Annotated in this window: 23 protein-coding genes; 11 read left to right on the forward strand and 12 right to left on the reverse strand. The window is 61.9% G+C overall.

Translation table 11 applies throughout. The features are described 5' to 3' along the window. From AC1DYU_RS21990 to AC1DYU_RS22005, 4 genes are all read left to right on the forward strand, one after another. Positions 1–428 (forward strand): amino acid ABC transporter ATP-binding protein (locus AC1DYU_RS21990; RefSeq protein ID WP_476793487.1); only part of this gene is annotated, 428 nt, incomplete at its 5' end. A 95-nt stretch (positions 429–523) separates the two neighbouring features. Beyond that, positions 524–1,150 carry a DsbA family protein gene (locus tag AC1DYU_RS21995; RefSeq protein ID WP_476793488.1) on the forward strand — a complete coding sequence of 209 codons (627 nt, stop codon included), beginning with the start codon at positions 524–526 and terminating at the stop codon, positions 1,148–1,150. A 93-nt stretch (positions 1,151–1,243) separates the two neighbouring features. Next, a complete protein-coding gene (locus AC1DYU_RS22000; RefSeq protein WP_476793489.1) occupies positions 1,244–1,909 on the forward strand; it encodes a glutathione S-transferase family protein in 666 nt (221 codons plus the stop codon). A 106-nt stretch (positions 1,910–2,015) separates the two neighbouring features. After that, on the forward strand, positions 2,016–2,678 hold the full coding sequence (locus AC1DYU_RS22005; RefSeq protein WP_476793490.1) for a hypothetical protein: 663 nt from the start codon (positions 2,016–2,018) through the stop codon (positions 2,676–2,678). 253 nt (positions 2,679–2,931) lie between these two features. On the opposite strand, the gene AC1DYU_RS22010 is transcribed toward AC1DYU_RS22005, so the two are convergent. The 6 genes from AC1DYU_RS22010 to mdeB all read right to left on the reverse strand — a co-directional run bounded on the left by AC1DYU_RS22010 (position 2,932) and on the right by mdeB (position 11,451). Further along, positions 2,932–3,654: a cupin domain-containing protein gene (locus AC1DYU_RS22010; protein WP_476793491.1), complete on the reverse strand. Its 723-nt coding sequence runs from the start codon at positions 3,652–3,654 to the stop codon at positions 2,932–2,934. A gap of 73 nt (positions 3,655–3,727) precedes the next feature. After that, complete coding sequence (locus tag AC1DYU_RS22015; protein ID WP_476793492.1) at positions 3,728–4,711, reverse strand: zinc-dependent alcohol dehydrogenase family protein; 984 nt, start codon at positions 4,709–4,711, stop codon at positions 3,728–3,730. Between the two features lie 562 nt (positions 4,712–5,273). Beyond that, positions 5,274–5,663: a RidA family protein gene (locus tag AC1DYU_RS22020; RefSeq protein ID WP_476793493.1), complete on the reverse strand. Its 390-nt coding sequence runs from the start codon at positions 5,661–5,663 to the stop codon at positions 5,274–5,276. 54 nt (positions 5,664–5,717) lie between these two features. Then, positions 5,718–7,439 carry a dihydrolipoyl dehydrogenase gene (gene lpdA / locus AC1DYU_RS22025; protein WP_476793494.1) on the reverse strand — a complete coding sequence of 574 codons (1,722 nt, stop codon included), beginning with the start codon at positions 7,437–7,439 and terminating at the stop codon, positions 5,718–5,720. A gap of 2 nt (positions 7,440–7,441) precedes the next feature. Continuing rightward, positions 7,442–8,740, reverse strand: coding sequence for a dihydrolipoyllysine-residue acetyltransferase (aceF, locus tag AC1DYU_RS22030; protein ID WP_476793495.1), 1,299 nt, complete (start codon positions 8,738–8,740; stop codon positions 7,442–7,444). 38 nt (positions 8,741–8,778) lie between these two features. Further along, complete coding sequence (gene mdeB, locus AC1DYU_RS22035) at positions 8,779–11,451, reverse strand: alpha-ketoglutarate dehydrogenase (protein WP_476793496.1); 2,673 nt, start codon at positions 11,449–11,451, stop codon at positions 8,779–8,781. A gap of 124 nt (positions 11,452–11,575) precedes the next feature. Here mdeB and AC1DYU_RS22040 point away from each other — a divergent pair, with 124 nt between their 5' ends. The 3 genes from AC1DYU_RS22040 to AC1DYU_RS22050 are packed head-to-tail and all read left to right on the forward strand — an operon-like array spanning position 11,576 to position 13,576. After that, complete coding sequence (locus AC1DYU_RS22040) at positions 11,576–12,064, forward strand: Lrp/AsnC family transcriptional regulator (protein WP_311909285.1); 489 nt, start codon at positions 11,576–11,578, stop codon at positions 12,062–12,064. 48 nt (positions 12,065–12,112) lie between these two features. Further along, positions 12,113–13,021, forward strand: a complete 909-nt coding sequence (locus AC1DYU_RS22045) for a LysR substrate-binding domain-containing protein (protein WP_476793497.1) — start codon at positions 12,113–12,115, stop codon at positions 13,019–13,021. A 54-nt stretch (positions 13,022–13,075) separates the two neighbouring features. Beyond that, complete coding sequence (locus AC1DYU_RS22050; protein ID WP_476793498.1) at positions 13,076–13,576, forward strand: ester cyclase; 501 nt, start codon at positions 13,076–13,078, stop codon at positions 13,574–13,576. 260 nt (positions 13,577–13,836) lie between these two features. Here AC1DYU_RS22050 and AC1DYU_RS22055 read toward each other — a convergent pair whose 3' ends face one another. The 4 genes from AC1DYU_RS22055 to AC1DYU_RS22070 all read right to left on the reverse strand — a co-directional run bounded on the left by AC1DYU_RS22055 (position 13,837) and on the right by AC1DYU_RS22070 (position 16,988). Next, a complete protein-coding gene (locus AC1DYU_RS22055; protein ID WP_476793499.1) occupies positions 13,837–14,475 on the reverse strand; it encodes an FMN-binding negative transcriptional regulator in 639 nt (212 codons plus the stop codon). A 61-nt stretch (positions 14,476–14,536) separates the two neighbouring features. Next, positions 14,537–14,707 carry a rubredoxin gene (locus AC1DYU_RS22060; protein ID WP_476793609.1) on the reverse strand — a complete coding sequence of 57 codons (171 nt, stop codon included), beginning with the start codon at positions 14,705–14,707 and terminating at the stop codon, positions 14,537–14,539. 506 nt (positions 14,708–15,213) lie between these two features. Continuing rightward, positions 15,214–16,116: a dihydrodipicolinate synthase family protein gene (locus AC1DYU_RS22065; RefSeq protein WP_476793500.1), complete on the reverse strand. Its 903-nt coding sequence runs from the start codon at positions 16,114–16,116 to the stop codon at positions 15,214–15,216. An 80-nt stretch (positions 16,117–16,196) separates the two neighbouring features. Further along, positions 16,197–16,988 carry a YggS family pyridoxal phosphate-dependent enzyme gene (locus tag AC1DYU_RS22070; protein WP_476793501.1) on the reverse strand — a complete coding sequence of 264 codons (792 nt, stop codon included), beginning with the start codon at positions 16,986–16,988 and terminating at the stop codon, positions 16,197–16,199. 195 nt (positions 16,989–17,183) lie between these two features. Here AC1DYU_RS22070 and pdxR point away from each other — a divergent pair, with 195 nt between their 5' ends. From pdxR to AC1DYU_RS22090, 4 genes are all read left to right on the forward strand, one after another. Next, on the forward strand, positions 17,184–18,707 hold the full coding sequence (gene pdxR / locus AC1DYU_RS22075) for a MocR-like pyridoxine biosynthesis transcription factor PdxR (RefSeq protein ID WP_476793502.1): 1,524 nt from the start codon (positions 17,184–17,186) through the stop codon (positions 18,705–18,707). Positions 18,708–18,941: 234 nt separating this feature from the next. Continuing rightward, positions 18,942–19,835, forward strand: a complete 894-nt coding sequence (locus AC1DYU_RS22080; RefSeq protein WP_476793503.1) for a dioxygenase family protein — start codon at positions 18,942–18,944, stop codon at positions 19,833–19,835. A 16-nt stretch (positions 19,836–19,851) separates the two neighbouring features. Beyond that, positions 19,852–20,634: a 2-oxo-hept-4-ene-1,7-dioate hydratase gene (gene hpaH / locus AC1DYU_RS22085; protein ID WP_476793504.1), complete on the forward strand. Its 783-nt coding sequence runs from the start codon at positions 19,852–19,854 to the stop codon at positions 20,632–20,634. 8 nt (positions 20,635–20,642) lie between these two features. Continuing rightward, positions 20,643–21,404 (forward strand): aldolase/citrate lyase family protein, encoded by a 762-nt coding sequence (locus AC1DYU_RS22090; RefSeq protein WP_476793505.1) that lies wholly within the window; start codon positions 20,643–20,645, stop codon positions 21,402–21,404. Here AC1DYU_RS22090 and folD read toward each other — a convergent pair. Next, positions 21,397–22,272, reverse strand: coding sequence for a bifunctional methylenetetrahydrofolate dehydrogenase/methenyltetrahydrofolate cyclohydrolase FolD (folD, locus tag AC1DYU_RS22095; RefSeq protein WP_476793506.1), 876 nt, complete (start codon positions 22,270–22,272; stop codon positions 21,397–21,399). The genes AC1DYU_RS22090 and folD overlap by 8 nt on opposite strands. A gap of 3 nt (positions 22,273–22,275) precedes the next feature. Then, a complete protein-coding gene (purU, locus tag AC1DYU_RS22100) occupies positions 22,276–23,142 on the reverse strand; it encodes a formyltetrahydrofolate deformylase (RefSeq protein WP_476793507.1) in 867 nt (288 codons plus the stop codon). Positions 23,143–23,464: the final 322 nt, after the last annotated feature.

Genomic DNA, 23,464 nt, shown 5'->3' on the forward strand with positions numbered 1-23,464 from the left:
CCGCAAGATGCCCAAGCCGCAAGATGCCCAAGAAGGATGCCGAGGAGATCGGCATGCACTATCTCAAGCGCGTCAAGATCCCCGAGCAGGCCCACAAATACCCGGGCCAGCTCTCCGGCGGCCAGCAGCAGCGCGTCGCCATCGCCCGCTCGCTCTGCATGAGCCCCAAGATCATGCTGTTCGACGAGCCGACCTCGGCGCTCGATCCCGAGATGGTCAAGGAGGTGCTCGACACCATGGTCTCGCTCGCTGACGAGGGCATGACCATGCTCTGCGTCACCCACGAGATGGGCTTCGCCCGCCAGGTCGCCGACCGTGTCATCTTCATGGACGCCGGCCAGATCGTCGAGATGAACGAGCCCAACGAGTTCTTCAAGAACCCGCAGCACGAGCGCACCAAGCTCTTCCTCAGCCAGATCCTGCACTGACGGGCGTGATCGATCCGCTCACCGGTGAGGACCGCCCGCGGAAAACATGCATCGCGGCGCGCATAGAAATCTCGATACACATATCGGAGGGAACCATGGCCCGACCAAGCATCGATTATTATTTCTGGGTCCTCTCGGACTGGGCCTACTTCGGTGGCCCCCGCCTCGCCTCGATCGGCGAGCGGCACGGGGTGACCATCAACTATTTTCCGATCAAGATGCCTTACGTCTACGCAAGGACGGGTGGCATCCTTTTGAGCCAAAGATCCAAGCAGCGGCAGGATTATCGCCTCGCCGAACTACGCCGCTGGCAGGTCAAGTTGGGCATGCCGATCAACGAGCCCCCTAGATACGGCACCACCAACGAAGACTTGGCATCGGGGCTCATCATCGCGGCGAAGCGCGACGGACAACCCGTCGAGCGGATATCTCATGACATCTTGAAAGCCGCATGGGTGGAGGAGCTCGACGTCGCCTCACCCGACGTCCTCCTGACTCTCGCCAACCGGACGCTGACGAATGCCTCCCGTCTGCTCGAAGAGGCGGGCTCGCACTCGGTCCAGGATGAATTCACACGTTATTCCGACGACGCCATCGAGAAGGGGGTGTTCGGGTCGCCGTTCTACCTGTTCGAGGACGACATCTTCTGGGGTCAGGATCGACTGGAGTTTCTCGAAGAGGCTGTCGTTGCCTCGAAGATGCGCACTCTCGGAAGGCCCTGAAGGAATCCTAGAGGGATCGAACGAGAACTCTTCCCCCGCATCCAGGCTGCCCGCGACGTTGCCGTGGAGCCGCGACCCAAGCGAGGCCATCCAATGCCGATGTCGGGACGTGTTCGGCTGTATGACACACAGCGTTCGGGGAACGCGTGGAAGGTCCGCCTTCTCGCAGGCTTCATAGGACAGCCGCTCGAACGCAGGACGCTTTCGATTGACAGGGGCGATCTGGAAACTTCCGAATTTCGAGCGATTGCCCGCTTCCGTCAGGTACCGGTTCTCGAGATGGCGGACGGCCGGACGATTCCAGAGTCCGGGGCGATCCTCTTTTTCATGGCACAGGGGACAGGTTGGTGGCCCAAAGATCCGCTCGACCAAGCGAATGTTCTGTCATGGATGTCGTTCGAGCAATCCTCGCACATGCACCCTCTGGCACAACTAAGACTGCATCGCTCGCTTCACCCTGGCCGGAAGGTCGAGCGGAGCAAGGTGAAAGAGTGGGAACGCAAGGCCGATGGCGCCTTGACCCTACTCGAAGATCGATTGAGCCAGGTCAAGGAAGGGAATTGGTTGGCGACTCTCAGTCATCCAAGCATCGCCGATATTGCACTGTACCCTTACACGCGCATGGCGCGAATGGGAGGTATCGACCTCGATGACAGGCCAGGCGTGTTGAACTGGCTGAAGCGGATCGAGAGCTTGCCGGGGTACTCTGCGCTTTTCCCAGGCAGAGCGGAGTTGAACGAGAGCGTCGTCGAGGACTGATACGCCGTCTTGATGATGCGCCCCCAAATAGAAACGCCTCCCCGTGGCGGGAATGCGTAATCGGTTCGTAATTCTCACATCAGCTGGCAGAGTGAAGTCGAAGATCATGCAACGTGAAACCGCCGCGAACCGTGACGTCGAGTCGAGCATGGCATCCCTTCCACATGCTTGGCCGAGGCCTGGCGCCAACCTCCTCCTAGAAAACGATCGTGGTGCCGCCTGGGACATAAAATTCACTCAAGGGATTTACTCTAACTTCCATAAACATCTTTACCACTATGCTGGCGTTGACCTGGCGCCTGCTGCCTACGAGATCATAAATCCTGACGGCAGCTCGGAAATAAAGGTTTCGTTCCCCGGAAGAATGTGGATGCTTCCCAAGGGGCTCACCCATATGGAGAAAGGGATTTCAACGATCGGGAGGCATATCGTGATCGTTGATATAAAAGACGAAGCTCCGGTTGGTGATGGCCGCGGCGTATTTGAATCAAACCAGATTTCGGATGTTGATTACAAGCTGGTGGGAGAGGACGTCTTTTATAAGCAGTACGACGTCACCATCGATTCCACCTCGGATATCGGTGTGCCCAACTGGCCAAATGATACGTTCATCGTTGCAGTCACGCCGGGACGGATCGTCCTCGATCATGGCAAGGAAAACGTCCTCGATGTGGACGTCGGCGATGTACATTTCCTGGAACGGGGAAAGAGCGTTTCGCTCCGCTCCGCCAATGGCGCGGTGCGATTGATGCTACTTGAATTGCTATGAAGGGTGGCCCTGCCGGTCGCGGCGCATTGCGACCGGTTACTTCCAAGCATCGCAGGCCTCGCACCCCGGTCCACGCGCGTGGTGTGCCTTTTGCCAGCAGGCCAACGTGATGGTTTCGCTTGAGCGCGTGGGGAAGTTTGCCGCGGTGTTCGGCGCCATCGGTGGACGGACGGGAATCCACCGAGATCTGTGTACGTCGCCGAAACATGGGTCGCGACGGGCCTCCCCATGTGGGAAGGCCCGTCGCCTTTTGCTACCTGAGCTCGACGAGCATGAAGCGTGACGTCGCTTCCACCGCTTCCACCTTGCGAACGACGCCTCCCTTCAGGAACGCGCCCCCACCGGGCTTCAATCCGAGGAGTTCCGGCGGCTTGCCGGGCTCCGAAATCTTCAAGCGCCCGCCGTCGAGCACGCAGATGAAGATGTCATGGGAATGGAACGTCGCCCTCTCCGGCACGCTCGGTGACAGTGAGACGTCCCACTGCAACAAGCGTGCGGTATCGTTCACGAGCTTGGCTTGAGTGCCAACGTAGCCTGAGGGTTCACCCGACTTGTTCTCATACGCAGGCGACGGCCCATCCTTCAGATCGACGATCAGGATGTTGCGTCCTGGCGTGGTCAATCCTTTCTCCATGTGGGTGAGCCCCTTGGGCAGTATCCACATTTTTCCCCTCGGGCTGGCTACGGTGCGGGTCACGCCGTCGGGATTGGTCACGGTGAACGCCGAGGTGGTCAGTTCCACGCCGACGAACTCGAACTGATGCTTGTGCCAATGGGCGCCGACACCTTCGGCGAAATTGATGTTCCACACTGCGCCGCGGTCGTTCTCAATGATCTTTTCGGCACCGCTTCTGGGCCAAGCGTGAGGCAGGTCGATCGTGTTGCCGGCCACCGCCGGCGGCACTTGTGCCAAGCTTGGCATGGAGGAACCGAGGGCGATAGACGCGATCAGGACCGCTGCGAGCTTTCGTTTCATTCGTTTCCTCCGTTTTTTATTTGATTGCACTGCTTCCAGATCGAGGACGAAGGCGAAGCACCGGTCCGCCTTTTCAGTCGACCTCGATCACCACCTTCCCTTTCGACTTGCCACTCGAAACGTGACGGTGAGCATCCGCTGCTGTCTCCAGCGTGAACCGCTCGGGATCGACATGCGGGCGCAGGAGCCCACGATCCGCCAGAGCCGCTATCTCGCGAAGAATCCGGCCATGTCTGTCGCGCCCCTCACCCGAGAGCATGGGAAGCAGCATGAATACGAGGTGCAACGAGAGGGCCTTCGCGTGCATCAATCCGAGATCGACCGAGGCCCTGGAATTGGTCGTTGCAATGCGTCCACCCACCGCAGCCGCCTCGAATGACTTGACGAGATTCTGGCCGCCGGCTGTGTCCACGATGGCATCGAACCCGCGACCGCCGGTGATGCGTTGTACGAAGGACGCAACCGAGTCGTTCTTGTAGTCGACAACGTTCGCGGCACCGAATGACCGCGCCTGCTCGAAGTCCCGATCCGAGCCGACGCTTGCGGAGACAACCGCACCAGCGAAGGCGGCCAATTGAACGGCGATGTGGCCGACGCCGCCCACGCCGCCTTGGACCAGGATGGCCTCCCCCTTCTTCGGGGCGATACGCTCGATGGCCTCCCAGGCCGTAATGGAGACCAACGGGAGAGCCGCGGCCTCGCGGAACGTCAAGGCCCGCGGCTTCGGCGCGATCAACCGAGCGTCGGCGGCGATGTACTCCGCGAGCGTACCACCGACGCCCTTCACTCCCCCTGCACAGCCATAGACCTCATCGCCGACATTGAAATCGTCGACACCCGGCCCGACTGCCTCGACAACGCCGGCCAGGTCCGCGCCGAGGATCGCCGGGAGCTCGGGACCGATGGGGAGGCCCTCCCGGATCTTGATGTCGACGGGATTGATCGAGGTGGCCCTGATACGAACTAGGACCTGTCCGGGTCGGGCAGTCGGACGTTCGACGTCTGCGAGCTGCAGCATCTCCGGTCCGCCGTGGCATTTCAGAACTTGGGCGCGCATGCGGGAAACCTCAGTTGTGTTGTGATGTCAGTCTGAGGCGCTTCAACCGCCACGCAAACGCATAGTTCAAATAATATTCAGTCGTTTTTCGAATAGCCCGCATAAGGGCCATGTTGTTTTGGATGATTCTAACTCTTTTTAAAGATAGATCCGCTTCCCATGAGCCAAGCGCATAGCGGATGTGAGTTTTTGATCATTGCTTAGCCACCTTTTTCGGAAGAGCAGCTATCTGCTGTTCACGGCACCTCTCGCCGATACTGTATACAATTCTGATTTCTCCCCAGAGAAACATCGGCGAGCGCCGATGCTTCCAACTTTGGCCGGCTCCACGCGGAGACCGGCCTTTTTGTTTGGATTTGCGTGGCCGCCGGAACCATGAGATCTGCAGGAACGGCACCGAGTTCTATCGGATTTGGCGTTTGGCTAGCTGGCCAGTAGCCGCCCTTGGCGTCCGGCCACCTTGAACCCGGCTTGGCGGTCGACAAATAGGAATGCCGGGAAGCGGTGTCGACCACGGCCGATGCGCTCCTCTTCGGGACTTCCTCCGATCGCGATCGTATCTCTATGCCCTTGCCGCGATGGCAATCATTTCAATCTCGACCTTGGCTCCGAGCGGTAGCGACGCCACGCCTATGGTCGTCCGCGCTGGGAACGGCTCGCTGAAATGGGCTGCATAAACTTCGTTCATCGCCTCGAAATCGGCCATGTCGACCAGGAACACGTTGCATTTGACGACGTCGCCAAAGGTCAACATCGCAGAAGCCAAAACGTGTCCAAGGTTGCCGAGGCACTGGCGCACTTGATCCTTGAAGTCTCCGACGACAATTTTCCCCGTCGCGCCGTCCAGCGGCGTCTGTCCGGAAAGGAACACGAGGTCCCCATGGGCTCGCACCCCGTGCGAATAGGGGCCGACCGCTGCGGCCCCCGCGGCTACGATGGCTTCTCGTTTCAAGTTTCGTCTCCTAGAATCTCGCAAGCCGGGCGCAGAGGCAGGCTCGCTCTGAAGCTATTTTTTGGACGACTTCGGAGGGAGATCGGTGCACGTACCCAACATGACCTCGGCCGCCATTCCGACTGTCTCGATTAAAGTGGGGTGCGGATGGATCGTCTTGCCGATGTCATGGGCGTCGGCCCCCATCTCGATCGCCAGACAGACTTCGCCGATCAGGTCGCCCGCGCCCACGCCGACTATTCCACCGCCGACGATCCGCCCGGTCTCATTTGAGAAGATGAGCTTCGTCATGCCGTAGTCCGCGCCGTTGGCGATCGCCCGGCCGGAAGCGGCCCAGGGGAAGCGACCGATCTCGACGGAGAGTCCTGATGCCTTTGCGCTTTCTTCGGTGACGCCGACCCACGCGATCTCCGGGTCGAGATAGGCCACCGACGGAACGACCATGGCATCGAGGGCCGCCTTCTTGCCCGCGACGACTTCGGCCGCCACGTGTCCTTGATGTACGGCCTTGTGAGCCAGCATGGGTTGATCGACGATATCCCCCACGGCAAAGATATTCGGAACGGAGGTGCGCATCTGCTTGTCGACCCGAATGAATTCTTTTTCGCACGCGATTCCGGCGGCGGCCAAATTCAGGGCAGAGGAATTCGGGCGGCGGCCAGGAGCTTGAAGGATAAGGTCATAGGTCCTGGGCTCGTGCTCGCCTCCGGCAAAGACGGCGAGAAGTCCTTCGTCCGTCGCCGCGACCGACTCCAACCTCGTCGACAACATGAGGCTATCGAAACGGTGGGCGTTGCGCTTCTGCCAGACCGCGACCAGATCGCGGTCCGCTCCGGGCAATAGCCCGTCGAGCTGCTCGACGATATCGATCCGTGCCCCAAGCGCGCCATACACGGTGGCCATCTCAAGTCCGATGATCCCTCCGCCGATGACCAACATCCGCTTCGGGATGAAGGGGAGCTCCAAGGCTCCAGTGGAGTCCACGATGCGTGGGTCGTCTGGCAAGAAGGGCAAGTGTACGGCCGAGGACCCGGCGGCAATGATGCAGTTGACGAACCCAATCTTCCTACGGTTTCCGTCGGCACCTTCCAAGACCAATGTGTTGGGATCGACGAAGCTAGCCTTGCCTACGAGCACATCGACCTTACGCATCCGCGCCATTTGGGCGAGGCCATCGGTCAGGCGTTTGACGGTCTTTCCCGTCGAACTCCTGAGCTTTTCAATGTTTATCTGCGGGTCGGCGAACGTGACTCCGTGGGCAGCCATACGGCCCGCCTCCTCCACGACCGCGGCGACATGGAGCAACGCCTTGGATGGAATGCATCCTACGTTCAGGCAGACGCCACCGAGAGTGTCGTACCGCTCGACCAATGTGACCCGAAGACCGAGGTCGGCAGCTCGAAACGCAGCCGAGTAGCCTCCTGGCCCGCCGCCGATGACCACGAGGTCGAGGCGTCCGACGGTCTCGTCTCCGATGGCGGGCGCGGGCTGTGGCTTTGCCGGCGCCAGCTCGTTCGGACCCTTTTCCTCGCCAACGCGTTCTTCGATCGTTGCGAGCATCGACGACGTACCGACGCGGTCACCGACCTGCACGGCGAACGAGACGAGCCGACCGGCGACCGGGGAAGGGACCTCGATCGTCGCCTTGTCGCTTTCGACAGCAACCAACGGCTGGTCGACCGCCACGATATCGCCGGGCTTCGCCAGCAACTCCGCCACCGAAACGTCCTTGTAGTCACCCAGGTCCGGGACAAGCACTGTCGTTGCCATGTTCATCCTCAGAGCAGCGCGCGGCGGAAATCGGCCAATAGGCCGGCCACGTGGCCAAGAAAGCGTGCGGCCGCCACGCCGTCGACGACCCGGTGGTCCCATGAAAGGCTGATCGGTGTGATGAGGCGGGGCTCGAACGTCGAACCGTTCCAGACCGCCTGCATCTGCGATCGGGCCGCTCCGAGGATCGCGACCTCGGGCGCATTGATGATCGGGGTGAAGCCGGCTCCCCCGATGCCGCCAAGGGAAGAGACCGAGAACGACCCACCTTCCATGTCGGAAGGCGACAGCCTCCCCTGACGGGCCTTCTCAGAGAGCGACGCCATCTCGTCTGCTATCTGGATCAGTCCCTTCCTGTCGCAGTCCCTGATGACCGGGACCATCAATCCCTTGGGCGTATCGACGGCGAAGCCGACGTGAACGTATTTCTTCTTGATGAGGTGCGCGCCATCGAGCGAGCTGTTGAAACGCGGAAACGCGGCGAGGGCCAGCGCCGACGCCTTTATGAGGAACGCGACCATCGTGAGCTTGATGGCCGGCGTCCTCCGTTCGGCATTGATGGCGAGCCGGAATGCCTCCAAGCCCGTGACGTCGGCGTTGTCGAAGTTGGTGACATGGGGAATCGCGAGCCAGTTGCGATGGAGGTTGGCTCCCGAAATCTGCTGAATACGAGAAAGCGGTTCGCGCTCGATCTCTCCGTACCTTGAAAAGTCGATAGAAGGCATCGCCGGTAACGATAGGCCCGGCGCCGCCGCGGTACCTCCGGATTCCGGCGCGCTCAATCGGCCCTTGACGAAGGCCTGGACGTCCTCCCGGAGGATGCGTTTTTTCGGACCGCTAGCCGAGACGCGGGAAAGGTCGACGCCCAATTCCCGGGCGTAAGCACGCACGGAGGGCGTCGCATGTGCCGTGCGGCTTTCCCCGCGCCCGTCGTCATCAGGGGGTGCGGCCACGATTGCGGCCTTGGCAGGCTCGGGAGGCGGAGTGGCCTTGGAAGGCGCCGGGTCCGGCTCTTGCGAGGCAGACGCTTTGGAAACCGGTGTCGGCTCCGATGACGACTGCAACTCGTCCAACTCCAAGACGGCCACCGCAAATCCGGTGGAGACCTTCGATCCGATATCGACCAACAGCTCCACGATCTTGCCCGCGAACGGCGACGGAACCTCCAGCGTCGCCTTGTCCGGCTCGAGCGTCATGATCGGCTGGTCGGCCCCGACGGCGTCGCCCAAGGAGACAAGGATCTCCACGACGGGGACGTCCTTGTAGTCGCCGATGTCCGGCAACTCGATCGTTTTTCTTGCGCCCATGGCCGCGCTTTCCTCTATCTTTTCGGGGGGGCGCGAACTCAGCGCGACCAGGGCGGAGTCTCGACGGCGTTCAGTCCGTATTTGGCGATGGCGGCCGTGACCGTCTCGGCGCCGACCTTGCCTTCCGCGACCAGCGAGGAAAGCGCCGCCACCACGATGTGATGCCGGTCGACCTCGAAGAAGTCGCGGAGCGCCTTGCGCGTATCGCTGCGTCCGAAGCCGTCCGTGCCGAGGGCGATGAAGCGCGCAGCCACGTAGGATGCGATCAGCTGAGGATAGGCCCGCACGTAGTCCGTGGCCGCGACGATCGGGGCTGCGCCTTCAAGCAGGACGGCAACGTGGCTCTTGTCCGTACCGTTGCCGAACATCTGCCGACGCTCGAGTTCCCGCGCCTCCCTCGCCAGTTCACTGAAGCTCGTGACGCTGAACGTATCCGCCTCGATCTGCCAGTCGTCCTTCAGGAGCTCCGCCGCCGCCACCACTTCGGGAAGGATCGCGCCGGAACCGAGAAGCCGGACCGCCGCGGTCCCACCGGCGGGTCCGGACAGCTTGTACATGCCGCGAATGATGTCGCCTTCGATCCCTGCCGGCATCGAGGGCTGCGCGTAGTTCTCGTTCATCGCGGTGACGTAGAAGAACTCGTCCGCACCCTCCTCCATCATCCGACGGGCGCCGTGATCGACGATCACGGCCATCTCGTACGCATAGGCCGGATCGTAGGCGCGACAGTTCGGGACCGTCGACGCGACCAGGTGGCTGCTTCCATCCTGGTGCTGGAGGCCCTCGCCGCCGAGGGTCGTACGGCCCGCCGTGGCACCGATCAGAAAACCACGCGCCCTCTGGTCGGCCGCGGCCCAAATCAGGTCGCCGATCCGTTGGAAGCCGAACATCGAGTAATAGATGTAGAACGGAAGCATGGGCTCGGCGTGCACGCTGTAGGACGTCGCCGCGGCCACCCAGGAGGAGATCGCCCCGGCCTCGGTGATGCCCTCCTCGAGCAGCTGACCGTCCTTGGCCTCCTTGTAGTAGAGCATCGTTCCGGCATCTTCCGGCTCGTAAAGCTGGCCCACGGGCGAGTAGATGCCGACCTGACGGAAGAGATTGTCCATGCCGAAGGTCCGGGCCTCGTCGGCGACGATCGGCACGATGCGAGGACCGAGCTCCTTGTTCTTCAGCAGGGTGCTGAACAGGCGAACGACCGCGACCGTCGTCGACATCTCCTTGCCGGCCGCATTCAAGGCGAAATCGGCGTAGCTCTCGATGGCCGGGACGGCATACGTCCTAGCCGCGGACCGGCGAGCGGGCAAATAGCCCCCGAGTTGCTCGCGGCGGGATTTCAGATAGGCGATCTCGGCGGAGTCTTCCGCCGGTTTCAAGAACTCGAGATTCTCGACCTGCTCGTTTGAAAGCGGCAGCAAGAACTTGTCGCGGAAGGCGAGAAGGCCCTCGACATCGAGCTTCTTTGCCTGATGCGAGGTCATCCTGGACTCGCCGGCCCGACCCATGCCGTAGCCCTTCTTGGTCTTGGCCAGGATGACGGTGGGCCGACCCTTGGTGTCGCGGGCCTTCTGGAAGGCGGCGAAGAGCTTCCGGAAATCGTGGCCGCCGCGCTTCAGTTGGTCCACGTCGTGATCCGACATATGGGAAACGAGCTTCCGGACCTCCGGGTTTGCGTCGAAGAAATTGGCGACGTTGTATGCGCCGTCCTTGGCCCCGAGCGTTTGGTACTGGCCGTCGACGGTTTCCGCGAAGCGCCGGAGCAGTTCGTGATTGGTGTCCCGAGCGAAGATCGCGTCCCATTCGGAGCCCCAGAGCACCTTGACGACGTTCCAGCCGGCGCCCTTGAAGATGGACTCGAGCTCTTGGACGATCTGGCCGTTGCCACGAACGGGACCGTCGAGGCGCTGCAAGTTGCAGTTGATGATGAAGGTGAGGTTGTCGAGGTTCTCGCGCGCGGCGAGAGACAGCGCGGCGATGGACTCCGGCTCGTCCATCTCACCATCGCCGAACACGCCCCAAACGCGACGTCCATCGGTGTCGAGCAAGCCGCGGTCCCGGAGATAGCGCATGAACCGGGCCTGATAAACCGAACTGATGGGCCCGATCCCCATGGACCCCGTCGGGAACTGCCAGAAGTCGGGCATCAACCAAGGATGGGGATACGAGCACAGCCCCCCTCCCCCGATCTCCTGGCGGTAGCGAGCAAGATGATCGGCGGTCAGACGGCCTTCGAGGAAGGCCCGGGCGTAGACACCGGGTGCCGAGTGGGGCTGAAAGAACACGAGGTCGCCTTCGCCCTTCTCTCCGCCGCCGCGAAAAAAATGATTGAATCCGACCTCGAAGATCTCCGCGGCTGACGCGTAGCTTGCGACGTGCCCCCCGAGCTCGCCATAGGCACGATTGGCACGCACGACCATCGCGAGCGCGTTCCACCGGATGATCGATGTGATCCGCTCCTCCATCGCGAGGTCGCCAGGAAACGGAGGCTGTTTTTCCAGCGAGATCGTGTTGCGATAAGGAGAATAGGGCAGCGCATCCGATAGGACGCCCAGCTCTCGGGCGCGACGCTCCAGCGCTGCGAGCACGAACCGAACGCGGTCGCTTCCTTCCTCGCGCGCCATGGCCTCGAGCGATCCCAGCCAATCCGAGGTCTCGCTCGGATCGACGTCGCCAGAGGTTGTGGAAACTTCCCGACTGCTGCTCTCAGGCATTTTGATGGACTCCAATCACGCGCCGGAGGCTACCGATTTCGCGCCGGAATATCCTGCCGCATATACCGCCTTGAAACGCCGTTGCGGCATGCTACTCTGCCAACATACGATTATGGAGCACGATATGCTGAGATCAGCCCTGGATCGAGCCGACCGTCGTATTCTGGCCGAGCTTCAGAATTCCGGACGAATCTCGAACGTCGAGCTCGCGGGAAAAGTGGGACTTTCCCCGTCGCCCTGCCTCGCGAGGGTCAAGCAGCTCGAAGACAAGGGCGTCGTGAGCAGGTACGTGGCGTTGTTGGATCCTGAAAGGATCGGCAGCACGGTGAGCGTCTTCATCCAGATTTCGCTGACGAACCAGACGGAGAAAAATCTGGAGAGGTTCGAGAAGGTGGTCATCGAATTGCCGGAGGTCATGGAATGCTATCTGATGTCCGGCGACTCGGATTATCTGCTGCGCGTCGTCGTCACCGACACGGTGGCCCTGAGGGATTTCATTCTCGACAAACTCACTAAAATCGAGGCCGTCTCAAGCATTCGATCGAGTTTTTCGTTGAAACAGGTCAAGTACAAGACCGCTCTCCCCATCGAGCAGCTTTGGCCCGAACGCTGAAACGTTGCGGCTTGTTCGGCCCGTTCATCGATTTGCGGAGGCTTCGGCATGAGATACCCAGACCTTGAGATTGATCTCCTTAGGGCGTTCGTGGCCGTCGCCGATTCCGGCGGCTTCAGCGCGGCCGCGCCCTTGGTGGGCAGGTCCCAATCCGCCGTGAGCCAGAAGGTGCTGCGGTTGGAGGGGATCCTCGGCCAGCGGATGTTCGACCGCAACAGCCGCTCGATCGGCTTGACCCTCGAAGGGGAAAAATTGCTCGCGGCCGCGCGGCAGATGATCGAGTTCAACGACAAGGTCGTGCGCGAACTTCGCGAGCCCAAGGTGGAAGGCACGTTGCGGCTGGCGATCTCCGAGGACGCAATCCCCCGCCAGCTGCCCTCGATCCTCGCCAGCTTCGCGAACGCCTATCCCCGAGTGCAGGTCGATGTCACCACCGGTTTGAGCTGCAACCTGGTGGCGGCGTTCGACGAAGGGAAGTTCGACGCCGTGATCGCAAAGAAGGATCGAACCAGCCAGCGCGGGAAGACGATCTGGCGTGAAGCGCTCACTTGGATGGCGAGCAGCGATTTCGCAATCGATGCGAAGCCGATCCGGTTGGTCATGCTTCCCATACCCTGCACGTATCGCGCCTTGATGATCGAGCGTCTGTCCCAGGCCAACTTGGATTGGCGGGTGTCCTGTACGGCCAGCAGCCTTCTAGGAGCCCAGGCGGCAGTGGAAGGAGGGCTTGGCGTGACTGCCCTGGGCAGGTCCTTCCTGGGTCGCGGCATGCGCGTCCTCACAACCGAGGAAGGTTGGCCGGCCCTCCCGCAGATGGAGATCGTGATCCTATCGGACGGGACGCAGACCACCGAACTCGTCCGGCCGCTGGTCGACTTCCTGACCGACAACCTCGCCGTTTCCGGGGACGATGCTCCAGAGCACTTCGCCCGTGGCATCTCATACTTGCATTCGTGACCAGACGATCGAGCCACGGCGCGAACGGCGGCCGAGAGACATTGGAGGACTTTGATGGATACCGAACCAGAACTGAGCTTCGAAGGAACGGCTCTCAGTCCAAGGAAAGAGTTGGTCAGGAAATTCTACAAGGACATGTGGGACCACGCGGACGTCTCGCTGATCCCCGACATCTTCCATCCGGATTTCACCTTCCGAGGCTCCTTGGGACCGACGTTGGTAGGGCATTCCCAGTTCGCGGAGTACGTTCGTTGGGTGACTCGATCCCTGGGCGGCTACACCTCCGACATCCTCGTGATGATCGAGGAGGGCGAAAGGGTGTCGGCGAAGCTGCGCTTTCACGGCACCCACCGCCAGCCCATGTTCGGCATTGCGGCGACCGGGCGTCATGTCTGGTGGAACGGAATGCCGATCTTCACTTTCGAGGGTGACAAGGTGCGGGACCTGTGGGTTCTGGGGGACATCCATGGTCTCATCGGACGCATCACGCAGAAGGGCCCAGGCGATATTGAGTTTGAAGTCGCTCCATCCGGGTCGGTAAAATTCGGTGGCTGAAGCTTGCGACGCGGCCCTACGATTCCAGCTGGGATCGAGTGCGCCCCGCAAGACTTCCGAAATTGTTGAACTGACATGCGAGGGGGATCGCCGCGCCCCGGGCGGTGGCGCGGCGACGGCCGCGCTCATGGGGGTGGCGCGGGGCTAGCGCCATCCCCATGACTCCGTGCTTCGGCCCCATGCCGCGTACACCGGAGCCAAGATGCGCACGTTCATCCGACGTCACGGATTAGACCACCGCCGTCTTCGTCAACGTGTTTTCAAACGACTTTGGCCGCGGCTGCCTCCAGCATCCGCTCGCCAACATACGTGTCGCCCCGCTCGACCAGATTTTCTCCGGCGCCGCGGATATCGCGTTCTTCCTTGTTTTGGCTCAGCTTGAATTTCCCCACGAGGCGCGTGATCTCAATTTCGATACCGACGATCGCCTTGAGCATCGCGTCGGTGAAGTCCTTGGGGGCGTCCGTCATCTTCCACGGCACCGGCTGCGACGCCTCGTGTGTACGGGTCAATCTCGCGACCATTCCACGAACGTAACGCTCGTCGTCCCTGATCGTGACGCGACCATGAGCATGGACGACGAGATAGTTCCACGTCGGCACCTGCTTGTGGAATTCGTGCTTGCTCGGATACCACTGAGGCGAGATGTATGCGCCCGCGGCGCGGAATACGACGAGCACCTCGTCCCCCGAGGCGATATCCTGCCAAACAGAATTGTTGCGGGCGACGTGGCAATGCAATACGCCATGCGGCCCCTGCGTGCGGTTCAACTCGAATGGAATGTGGTTGGCGTCCAGCCCGCTCTTGCCGTGCGTGACAAGGACGCCGAGGGCGTTGTTGTCGATAAAGTCGCAAAGCGTCTCAAGACTCGAAACTTCAAAATGCGGCGGCACGTACATGGTAGCTCCTTGGCGGCCATCTGCGGCGCCACGTTGAAAGGTTCCAACCCCCTGGGCGACGTCAGAGCTCCGTCATCTCAAAGTCACCTTTGGCCGCACCGCAGTCTGGACAAAGCCAATCCTCAGACACGTCCATCCACCGCGTACCGGGTGGGATGCCCTCGTCCGGCCAGCCGTCCCGCTCATGATAAACGAGGCCACACAGCGCACAGATCCAGCTTCTCAGCGGGATTTTTCGGGTTCGACGCTAGACGACAATGGGGCGACCAGGTCACTCATCGGGGTTCCATCGGTGGCGAGCCCTCAACGGAGGCCGCTTCGAGACTGAGAGCCATCTTGGATGGAACCTGGCCCAGGTGACAGTGCCAGTTCACGTCAATCTCGATGATCCAGTTCCGTTTGTGCCGTGGCCCCGCATAGCTTCGCGACGGCACGGACCCACGCCGACGTTCCAGTATCGCGTCGGCCCATTCGAGGCGCCCGTCTGCCAAAGCGTTGGACCTCCCCGGCACCCGCGGTCCGTAGGCCGAACGCTGGGAGGGGCCGACGCGACCAGCCATGTGCCGCGCCTCGAGGGTGCGGCGAAAATGACCGCTTCTTCTCAGTATCGAACGAGCGGTCGTTCCGTGCGCTTCAACCGTCATCCTTGCTCGGCGGATTGCATCTTGGGTGCAGCTTTGCGTCGGTTCGAGCGTACGTTCGGACCGATCTGGATTGCCTAGGCTCAGTCGTGCGCTCTCACATGGCGATGCCGGCGGGAAGGTGAGCGACGACTTCTGCGATGCGCCGTCTGGCGTCGACGTCAAGGGGAAGGATCGGACGCGGCGGCTCGATGTGGGCGATCCCGAGAATGTCAGTCAACGCATAGATCACGCGCATGCTGCTGAACTGCCTGAAGAGATCCCAGACTGGATCCAACTGCGTGTTGAGGCGCCGAGCTTCGGCGGCGTCACCCCGCTGGACGGCCCTCACGATCTCGACGCAAATTTCAGGAAAAAGCCCGCCGATCACGCTGTACCAAGTGTCGGCACCCGCGATCATCGCTTCCGTCGAGTTGGCATCGGCGCTGTAGCCCAGGCTGAAGCCCTCGGGCACGGCCCCTCGCGTCAACTGCAGGTGGGCGGACGTCTCATCCGGTGATCCCGCGATGCTTTTGATCGCGACGATGCCCGGGACGCGGGAGAGCCGTGCGACGAGTTCGGGCGTGAAGCGGAAATGGGTGGTGAACGGATTGTCGTAGATCACGATCGGCAGGCCGCTCTCTCGGGCCACGGTCTCGAAATGCTCGTACACCTCGTCGACCGTCAGGGGGGTGTAGGATACGGCCGCGAGCAGACCGGCGGAGGCTCCCGCGGCCTTGGCATCCTGCGCGAGATGCACGGTGTTGTCCGTTCTGAGGTGGCCGATGCCGACGACGAGCGGGGTTCGACCGGATGTCTCTTCCACGGCAGCCTCGATCGCGCGGCGTCGTTCGGCGCGTTCGAGGTACATGTAAGCCCCCGTGCTACCCAGCAGCCCGATCGAATCGACGCCGGCCTCCACGAGGCGGGCCACGAGCTTGCGCAACAGGTGGATCTCGACGCGACCAGCGGTGTCGGCGGGAGTGATGGGGAATGCGGACAAACCGGCTAGGACGATCATGATAACGATCCTGGGTGTGGGGTGACTTTGAAAGCCGAAATCGGCCAGACGCACTTGGCCGTGTGTGGAAACGAAGCGCATCACCCGTTGCTGGCCAGGCCGGGCCAGTAATGGCCGTCGGGAGTGGGGCGGACACCGAAGATGGCCTGTCCCACGCGAACGACGTTTGCGCCCTCTTCGATCGCGGCTTCGAAATCGCCGGACATTCCCATGGAAAGTTCGTTCATCGCCGGATCTCGAACCGCGATTTGATCGCGCAGGCGACGCAGCAGTCGGAAGCAGGGCCTGACCTTCTCCATGTCGGGACTGAATACGGCCAGCGTCATGAGTCCACGCGGGTTAAGTCGAGGGAAACGATCCAGCATGCCTACGAAAGGGCCGAGCGCGTCCGGATGGAGGCCATACTTGCTCTCCTCGCCCGACGTGTTGACTTGAACGAAGACGTCCAGTCGACGGTCTTCGCGCTCCAACCGCGCGTTCAGAAGATCGGCGACGCGCAAGCTGTCGAGGGCGTGGAACTCTCGGGCGAACCCAGCAACGAATTTGACTTTGTTCGTCTGCAGGTGCCCGACGATGCTCCAGTCGATAGGCAGATCGGCCAGCGCTTCGCGTTTGGAGATCGCCTCCTGGACCTTGTTCTCACCGAACTGCCGAACTCCAGCGTCGTAGGCGAGGCGTAGGATATGTGCCGGCACGGTCTTTGTGACCGGCAGGAGCGTTACCGAGTCCCGAGACCTGCCCGAGCGTCTGCAGGCCCGATCGATGCGTTCCTCGACCATTCCGAAATTGGCGTGAAAGGCGGCCCGCGGGTCCTCGCCGAAACGGGCTACGTCCGCCGCGGAGAGCGACGGAACCACTGCGGCCGTGATCATCAGTCGTCCTTTCCTCAACTTGCACGCCTGGAAGCGGCCGTAGAGTCCTAAACCCGTCGACTTGGGCAGCCGGCGTGGCGAGGAGAGCCCCAGAGCCTCCCAGCGAAGCCGATCCGCAATCCGATGCACCATTTGATTCCATCGTAGTTACGCGCACACTGGCCACATGAGAACGTCCAGTTTGCAGAGAAAATCATGAGCCAGTTCAACGACGGCATTTTGGCCGGCGCGCGTCGAATGGGCGCCCGCGGAATTTATGAGGCCCTAAAAGATCAGATCGTTGGCGGCGTTTTTGGGAAGAATGGTCACCTCCCCTCGTCGCGGACAATGGCCGTCGAGTTGGGTGTGTCTCGCACGACCGTGACAGCGGCCTACGAGCAGCTGCTCGCCGAAGGTTTCATCGAGGTGCGACGAGGTTCTCGTCCTCGGGTCGCATTGGGCGCGATCCCTCCCGCGCCGGCACAGATGCGGTCGAGTGGCCCTTTTCCTAAGCGCCTCTCGAACTACGCGAACCGCATTTCGGGAACCTCGCCTTGGTTGGAGACGCAGGGAAGCGGGTTGATCGCCGATTTCCGCTATGGCGACCTTGCCCCCGCGGACTTCCCCGCCGGCGTGTGGAAGCGCGCCGTGAACACCGCGATGGCTGCAGCGCCCGAGCGGTTGGCCTATGAGGACCCGAGAGGATCCCGCCGGCTTCGAATGGCGCTCCAAGGCTACCTTTGGCGCGCCAGAACGCTTCGCTGTGACCTCGAACAGATCATCGTCGTCAACGGCTCGCAACAGGGGCTGGACATCTGCGCCCGCTTGCTGCTCGATCCCGACGATCGGTTCGCGATCGAGAATCCCTGCTATGCCATGGCTCGGCAGATCTTTGCGAGCACCGGCGCTTCATCCATTGCCATCGACGTCGATCGCGATGGATTGAACGCGGATGCACTGGCCGAGCTCGACGCGCGCTTGGTTTACGTGACGCCCTCGCACCAGTTTCCGCTGGGCGGCGTCATGTCGATCTCCCGCCGACACCAGCTTCTTGAGTGGGCACGTCGTTGCGAAGCCTACGTGATCGAAGACGACTACGACAGCGAGTATCGGTACGACACCAAGCCAGTGCCCCCGCTTTACAGCCTTCGGGAGGGAGGCAACGTCATCTACCTCGGCACGATCTCCAAGACGCTCTCCCCCATGCTTCGCATTGGTTACCTCGTCGTCCCACCGGAGCTGCAGAACCTGTTTGCCACGGCGAAACAGCTCACCGACCGACACACCCCTGTTTGCGAACAGGATGCGTTGGCAACCCTGATCGAAACGGGAGCTTACGAGAGCCACGTGCGCCGGGTGCGCCGGTTCAACGGCGAGAGGCGCCAGACGCTACTGAACGCCCTGAGGCTCGAATTCGGCGATACGATTGAAATCGAGGGAGCCGAAGCCGGACTGCACATCGTCGTATGGTTCCGGACTCTGCCCGCTCGGCTTGAACGCACCCTCATGGTCAAAGCTCGCGAGACCGGGGTCGGCGTTTATTCCATTGCTGCGCTCTACGATCCGAAGTCGTCGGTAGCGCAGCCTGATCGACTGGGCCTCGTCATGGGTTACGCCGCGCTGGATCCCAAGAGGATCGAGAGGGGCGTCCAGCTTCTGGGGAAGGTGGTGCGAGGACGCGCCAAGACGCGCAGTAATCGCGGCCGCAAAGCCGCCAACTCGTGTCCGCCCCGGTCTTGAGCACGTCGATCGCCCGTCAAACGCGAAACCGCCGCGCATGCATTGCAGAGTCTAAAATCGATTTATCACTGATAGTCCGTTTGCCATTTTCGGATGCTAAACAGCATTCTGAAACTTCGCGTCCGCGATTCCAAGCGACGGGGCCCATTTTTGGAGGCCGAAGGAGGCCGCAGCGGCTCGACCGCCTTGACAAATAATCGATTAAAAATAAGGGTTCGGTCAAGGGAGCGTATCATGATGATTGCACGAGAGGCCGACGTGACCGCCGCGGCGCTTGCCGTTATGGAGCGCACGGACAACCCCCGTCTGCGGCAGATATTGGTGTCTCTCGTGCATCATCTGCACGGCTTCGTCCGGGATGTACGGCTGACGGAAGCGGAATTCCGGGAAGCCGTTGCGGTCCTCAACGAGATCGGCCAACTCGCTTCGGACAGTCACAACGAAATGATGCTGATGGCGGGCTCGTTGGGCGTCTCTTCGCTCGTCTGCCTGCTCAACAACGGCGACGGCGGTAACACCGAAACGTCGCAATCGCTGCTTGGACCGTTTTGGCGCCTCGACTCTCCCCGTGTTGAGAATGGCGGCTCGATTCTGCGGTCCGACACTCGGGGTGACCCGCTTTTCGTGACGGCGCGCGTCACCGACCGCCAGGGCCGACCGATCCCTGGCGCGGAGGTCGACGTCTGGCACGCCTCGCCGGTGGGCCTTTACGAAAACCAAGATCCAGAGCAAGCGGAGATGAATCTCCGCGGCAAGTTCACGACCGACGAGGATGGCCGCTTTTGGTTCCGATCCGTGATGATGGTCGGCTATCCAATCCCCACCGACGGCGTCGTCGGGCGTCTTCTGAAAGCGCAGCGTCGCCACCCGATGCGGCCCGCACATCTGCACGCGCTGATCTTCAAGACCGGCTTCAAGGTGCTGATCTCGCAGGTCTACGATCCCAATGATCCGCACATCGACTCTGACGTCCAGTTCGGCGTAACGCGATCGCTGATCGGTGATTTCGTGAGGCACGAGGAGCCGCATCCGGAGCAGCCGGACGTGACGCGACCTTGGTATTCGCTCGACTACACCTATGCCATGGAACCAGGCGAGGCGATCCTGCCGCGGCCCCCCATTCGCTGAGACGAAGGACCACCGCATGCTGACGGAAGACGAACGACGCGAGGCGGCCGCATCGATCCTCCGGGCTGAACGGGACCGCGTCCCCTGCCCTCAGCTATCGCGGACCTACCCGCACATGGAGATCGAGGATGCCTACCGCGTTCAGGACATTTGGGCCCAAGCACGCATCGACGCCGGCGCTCGGGTCGCCGGTCACAAGATTGGCCTGACCTCGCGTGCCATGCAGATGGCGTCGAAGATCAACGAACCCGACTATGGACGCATTCTCGACGACGCCTTGTACAATGACGGCGCGCAGATCCGCGCCGACCTGTTCATCAAGCCCCGGCTAGAGGTCGAGTTGGCCTTCGTGATGAGCGAGGATTTGCAGGGGCCCAACTGTCGGATCTACGACGTCCTACGCGCCACCGAATTCGTCGTGCCGGCGCTCGAGATCATCGACTACCGGACCGAGGTACCGCGCGCGATCGTCGATACGATCGCCGACAATGCCGCGTTCGGGGCTATCGTCGTGGGCGGGCGACCGATCCGCCCCATGGACGTCGACATCCGCTGGATCGGCGCGACGTTGGCGCTCAACGGCATCATCGAGGAATCCGGAGTTTCTGCGGCGATCATGGGCCATCCCGCCGCTGGCGTCGCCTGGCTCGTCAACAAGCTGCACGCCGTGGGCGCCAAGCTCGAAAAGGGGCAGATCGTGTTGGGCGGATCGTTCACGCGGCCGGTGGACATCAAGCGCGGCGACGTGGTCACCGCGGATTACGGTCCGATCGGCGCGATGTCGGTTTCCTTCGTATGAGCGCGGCCATGGAGCTGCCCCGCAATCGCTTCAAGCAGGGGTTGCTCGCCGGGCGACAGCAAATCGGCCTCTGGTGTTCGCTGCCAGGCTCGTATGTGGCTGAAGCCGTCGCGGGTGCCGGATACAACTGGTTGCTGTTCGACACCGAGCATTCGCCCGGCGACCCCTTGACGGTGCTCCCCCAGCTCCAAGCGGTCGAGCCCTATCAAGTGGCGGCCGTGGTCAGGCCGGCGTCGAACGACGTCGTTCTCATCAAGCGCTTCCTCGACCTGGGAGCGCAGACCCTCCTCATTCCGTACGTCCAGAATGCGGACGAGGCAGCGGCGGCAGTCGCGGCCACTCGCTATCCGCCGGCGGGTTTGCGCGGTGTATCCGGCCTCACGCGCGCAACAAGGTTCGGGCGAATTCCCGGCTACGCCAAGCGCGCCGCCGAGGAGCTTTGCGTAGTCGTCCAGATCGAGACGGTCGAGGCCTTACAGCAGCTTGAGCGCATCGCTAGCGTCGACGGCGTCGATGGGGTCTTCATCGGCCCTGCCGACCTTGCCGCCAGTCTTGGACATGCCGGAGAACCCGGCCATCCGTCGGTCGAGTCCGAGGTTCTCGCCGCAATCGGTCGAATCCGCGCGGCGGGGAAGCCTGCTGGCATCCTGACGCCGGATGAGGCGTTCGCGCGCCGTTGCATCGCGGCGGGCTCATCGTTCACCGCCGTCGCGATCGATGCCGGCATCCTTGCGCGCGGAACCGAAGCCGTCGCTGCCCGATTCAGATAGCGGCGACGCCCGACCTCTGGCGTGCGGCTTTGAGCGTGTTTTGCAACAGGTAGGCTATCGTCATCGGACCGACGCCGCCGGGGACCGGCGTTATGGCTCCGGCTCGATCGCGGACCTCGTCGAAGGCGACGTCCCCGATCACTCGGTAGCCATCGTTTCCCGCGATGCGACTTATGCCCACGTCGATGACGAGCGCGCCTCGCTTGATCCAATCGCCGCGAACCATTTCCGGTTGCCCTGTCGCTGCGATGACGATGTCCGCGGCCCGGCAGAGTTCAGCGACGTTGCGAGTTCGGGAGTGGGCGATCGTGACCGTGCAGTTCTCGCCCAGCAGCAGCTGACCCAAGGGTTTCCCAACGATGTTTGACCGCCCCAGCACAAGGGCATGCGCACCGGTCAAGTCCGCTTCGACGCTTTTCAGCAGATGGATGCAACCGAGCGGCGTGCACGGCGACAGGGCGCGCGCATCTCCCGTAGCCAGGCGGCCGGCATTGATCGGATGGAAGCCGTCGACATCCTTTGCGGGATCGACCTTGGCCAGGAGCGCAGTCGCGTCGATGTGAGGCGGAAGTGGAAGCTGGACCAGGATCCCGTCCACGGCGATGTCGTCGTTGAGTGTCTCGACCAATCGCATCAGCTCGCCTTGCGACACATCTTCTGGAAGCCGATACTCCAACGAGCGCATCCCGGCTTCGACGGTTTGCCGGCCCTTCGCGCGGACGTAAACGGAACTGGCGGGATCGTTTCCGACGAGCACGACGGCAAGGCCGGGCGTTCGGCCAGTCTTGGCGAACGCCTCGACTTTCTCCTTGAGCTCAGCCCGCAACCCCGCGGCTATGGCTTTGCCATCGATGATACGAGCTGACATGGTTTAGTCCCGGAAAACGACGGTCTTAGAACCGTTGCGCAACACCCGACCGTCGAGATGCCAGGCTATAGCCCGGGAAAGCACGCGCCGTTCTATGTCGCGCCCCTTGCGAACGAGATCGTCTGGCGTATCGACGTGCGATATCCGCTCGACGTCCTGCTCGATGATCGGCCCCTCGTCCAGATCGGAGGTGACGTAGTGCGCCGTCGCCCCGATCAGTTTGACGCCGCGCCCGAACGCCTGATGATACGGCTTGGCTCCCTTGAACCCCGGCAGGAAGGAGTGGTGGATGTTGATGCAGCGATCCGCGAGCTTCGTTGCCAAATCGTCCGAAAGGACCTGCATGTACCGCGCTAGGATCACGAGGTCGGCACCCCGGTCCTGGACGACCCGCCAGACCGCCGCTTCCTGTTCGGGCTTCGTCTCTTTGGTGATCGGCAAATAGTCGAACGGAATGTCCCCGAACTCGTGGGCCGCATAGGTCTCGCGCGGATAATTCGCGATTATGCCGACGATCTCCATGTCGAGTTCGCCCATCCGCCAGCGATACAGGATGTCCGTCAGGCAGTGATCGAAACGGGAGACCATGATGACGACGCGTTGCTTGTCGCGGCGTGAGCGCATCGTCCAATCCATGCCGAACGTCGTGGCGACCTCGGCGAAGCTGCCGCGAAGGTTTTCCGGCGATGCCGCATCCGACATGAGGCCGAAGCGGACGCGCATGAAGAAGCACCCGGTCTCCTCGTCGTCGAACTGCTGGGCGTCCTGAATGTTCGCGTCGTGCTGGAACAAGTGGGTGGCGACCCGCGCCACGATGCCCGGGCGGTTCCGGCAGGAAAGGGTCAGGAGATGCGTATCGGTCGTGGCCATTCGGTCCCTCGGCATGCTCATTTGCGCCCGCGGTGTGAGCCGGGTCGGCCAAGCACAATAAATCGATTTCTGAGGCGATCTTATTTTACGCGGACAACATTAAAACTGGCTCATCAAATTGAATTGGTGGGCCGATTATGGAAAAATGATCGCGCAATCGCCTCGGATCACCCGAGATAGCTGGCGCTTTCGTTTTGTCTAATAATCGATTATATGTCAATACCGCGATCCCGGCGATGAACGGGTTGTTGGCGACGCTGGCTCGGCTGTCGCCTGGGCATCTAGTTTGCTAAACGAGAATGTTCGGCGGTCAGATTGTCAT

Source organism: Allobosea sp. P2_B12, from assembly GCF_056404835.1.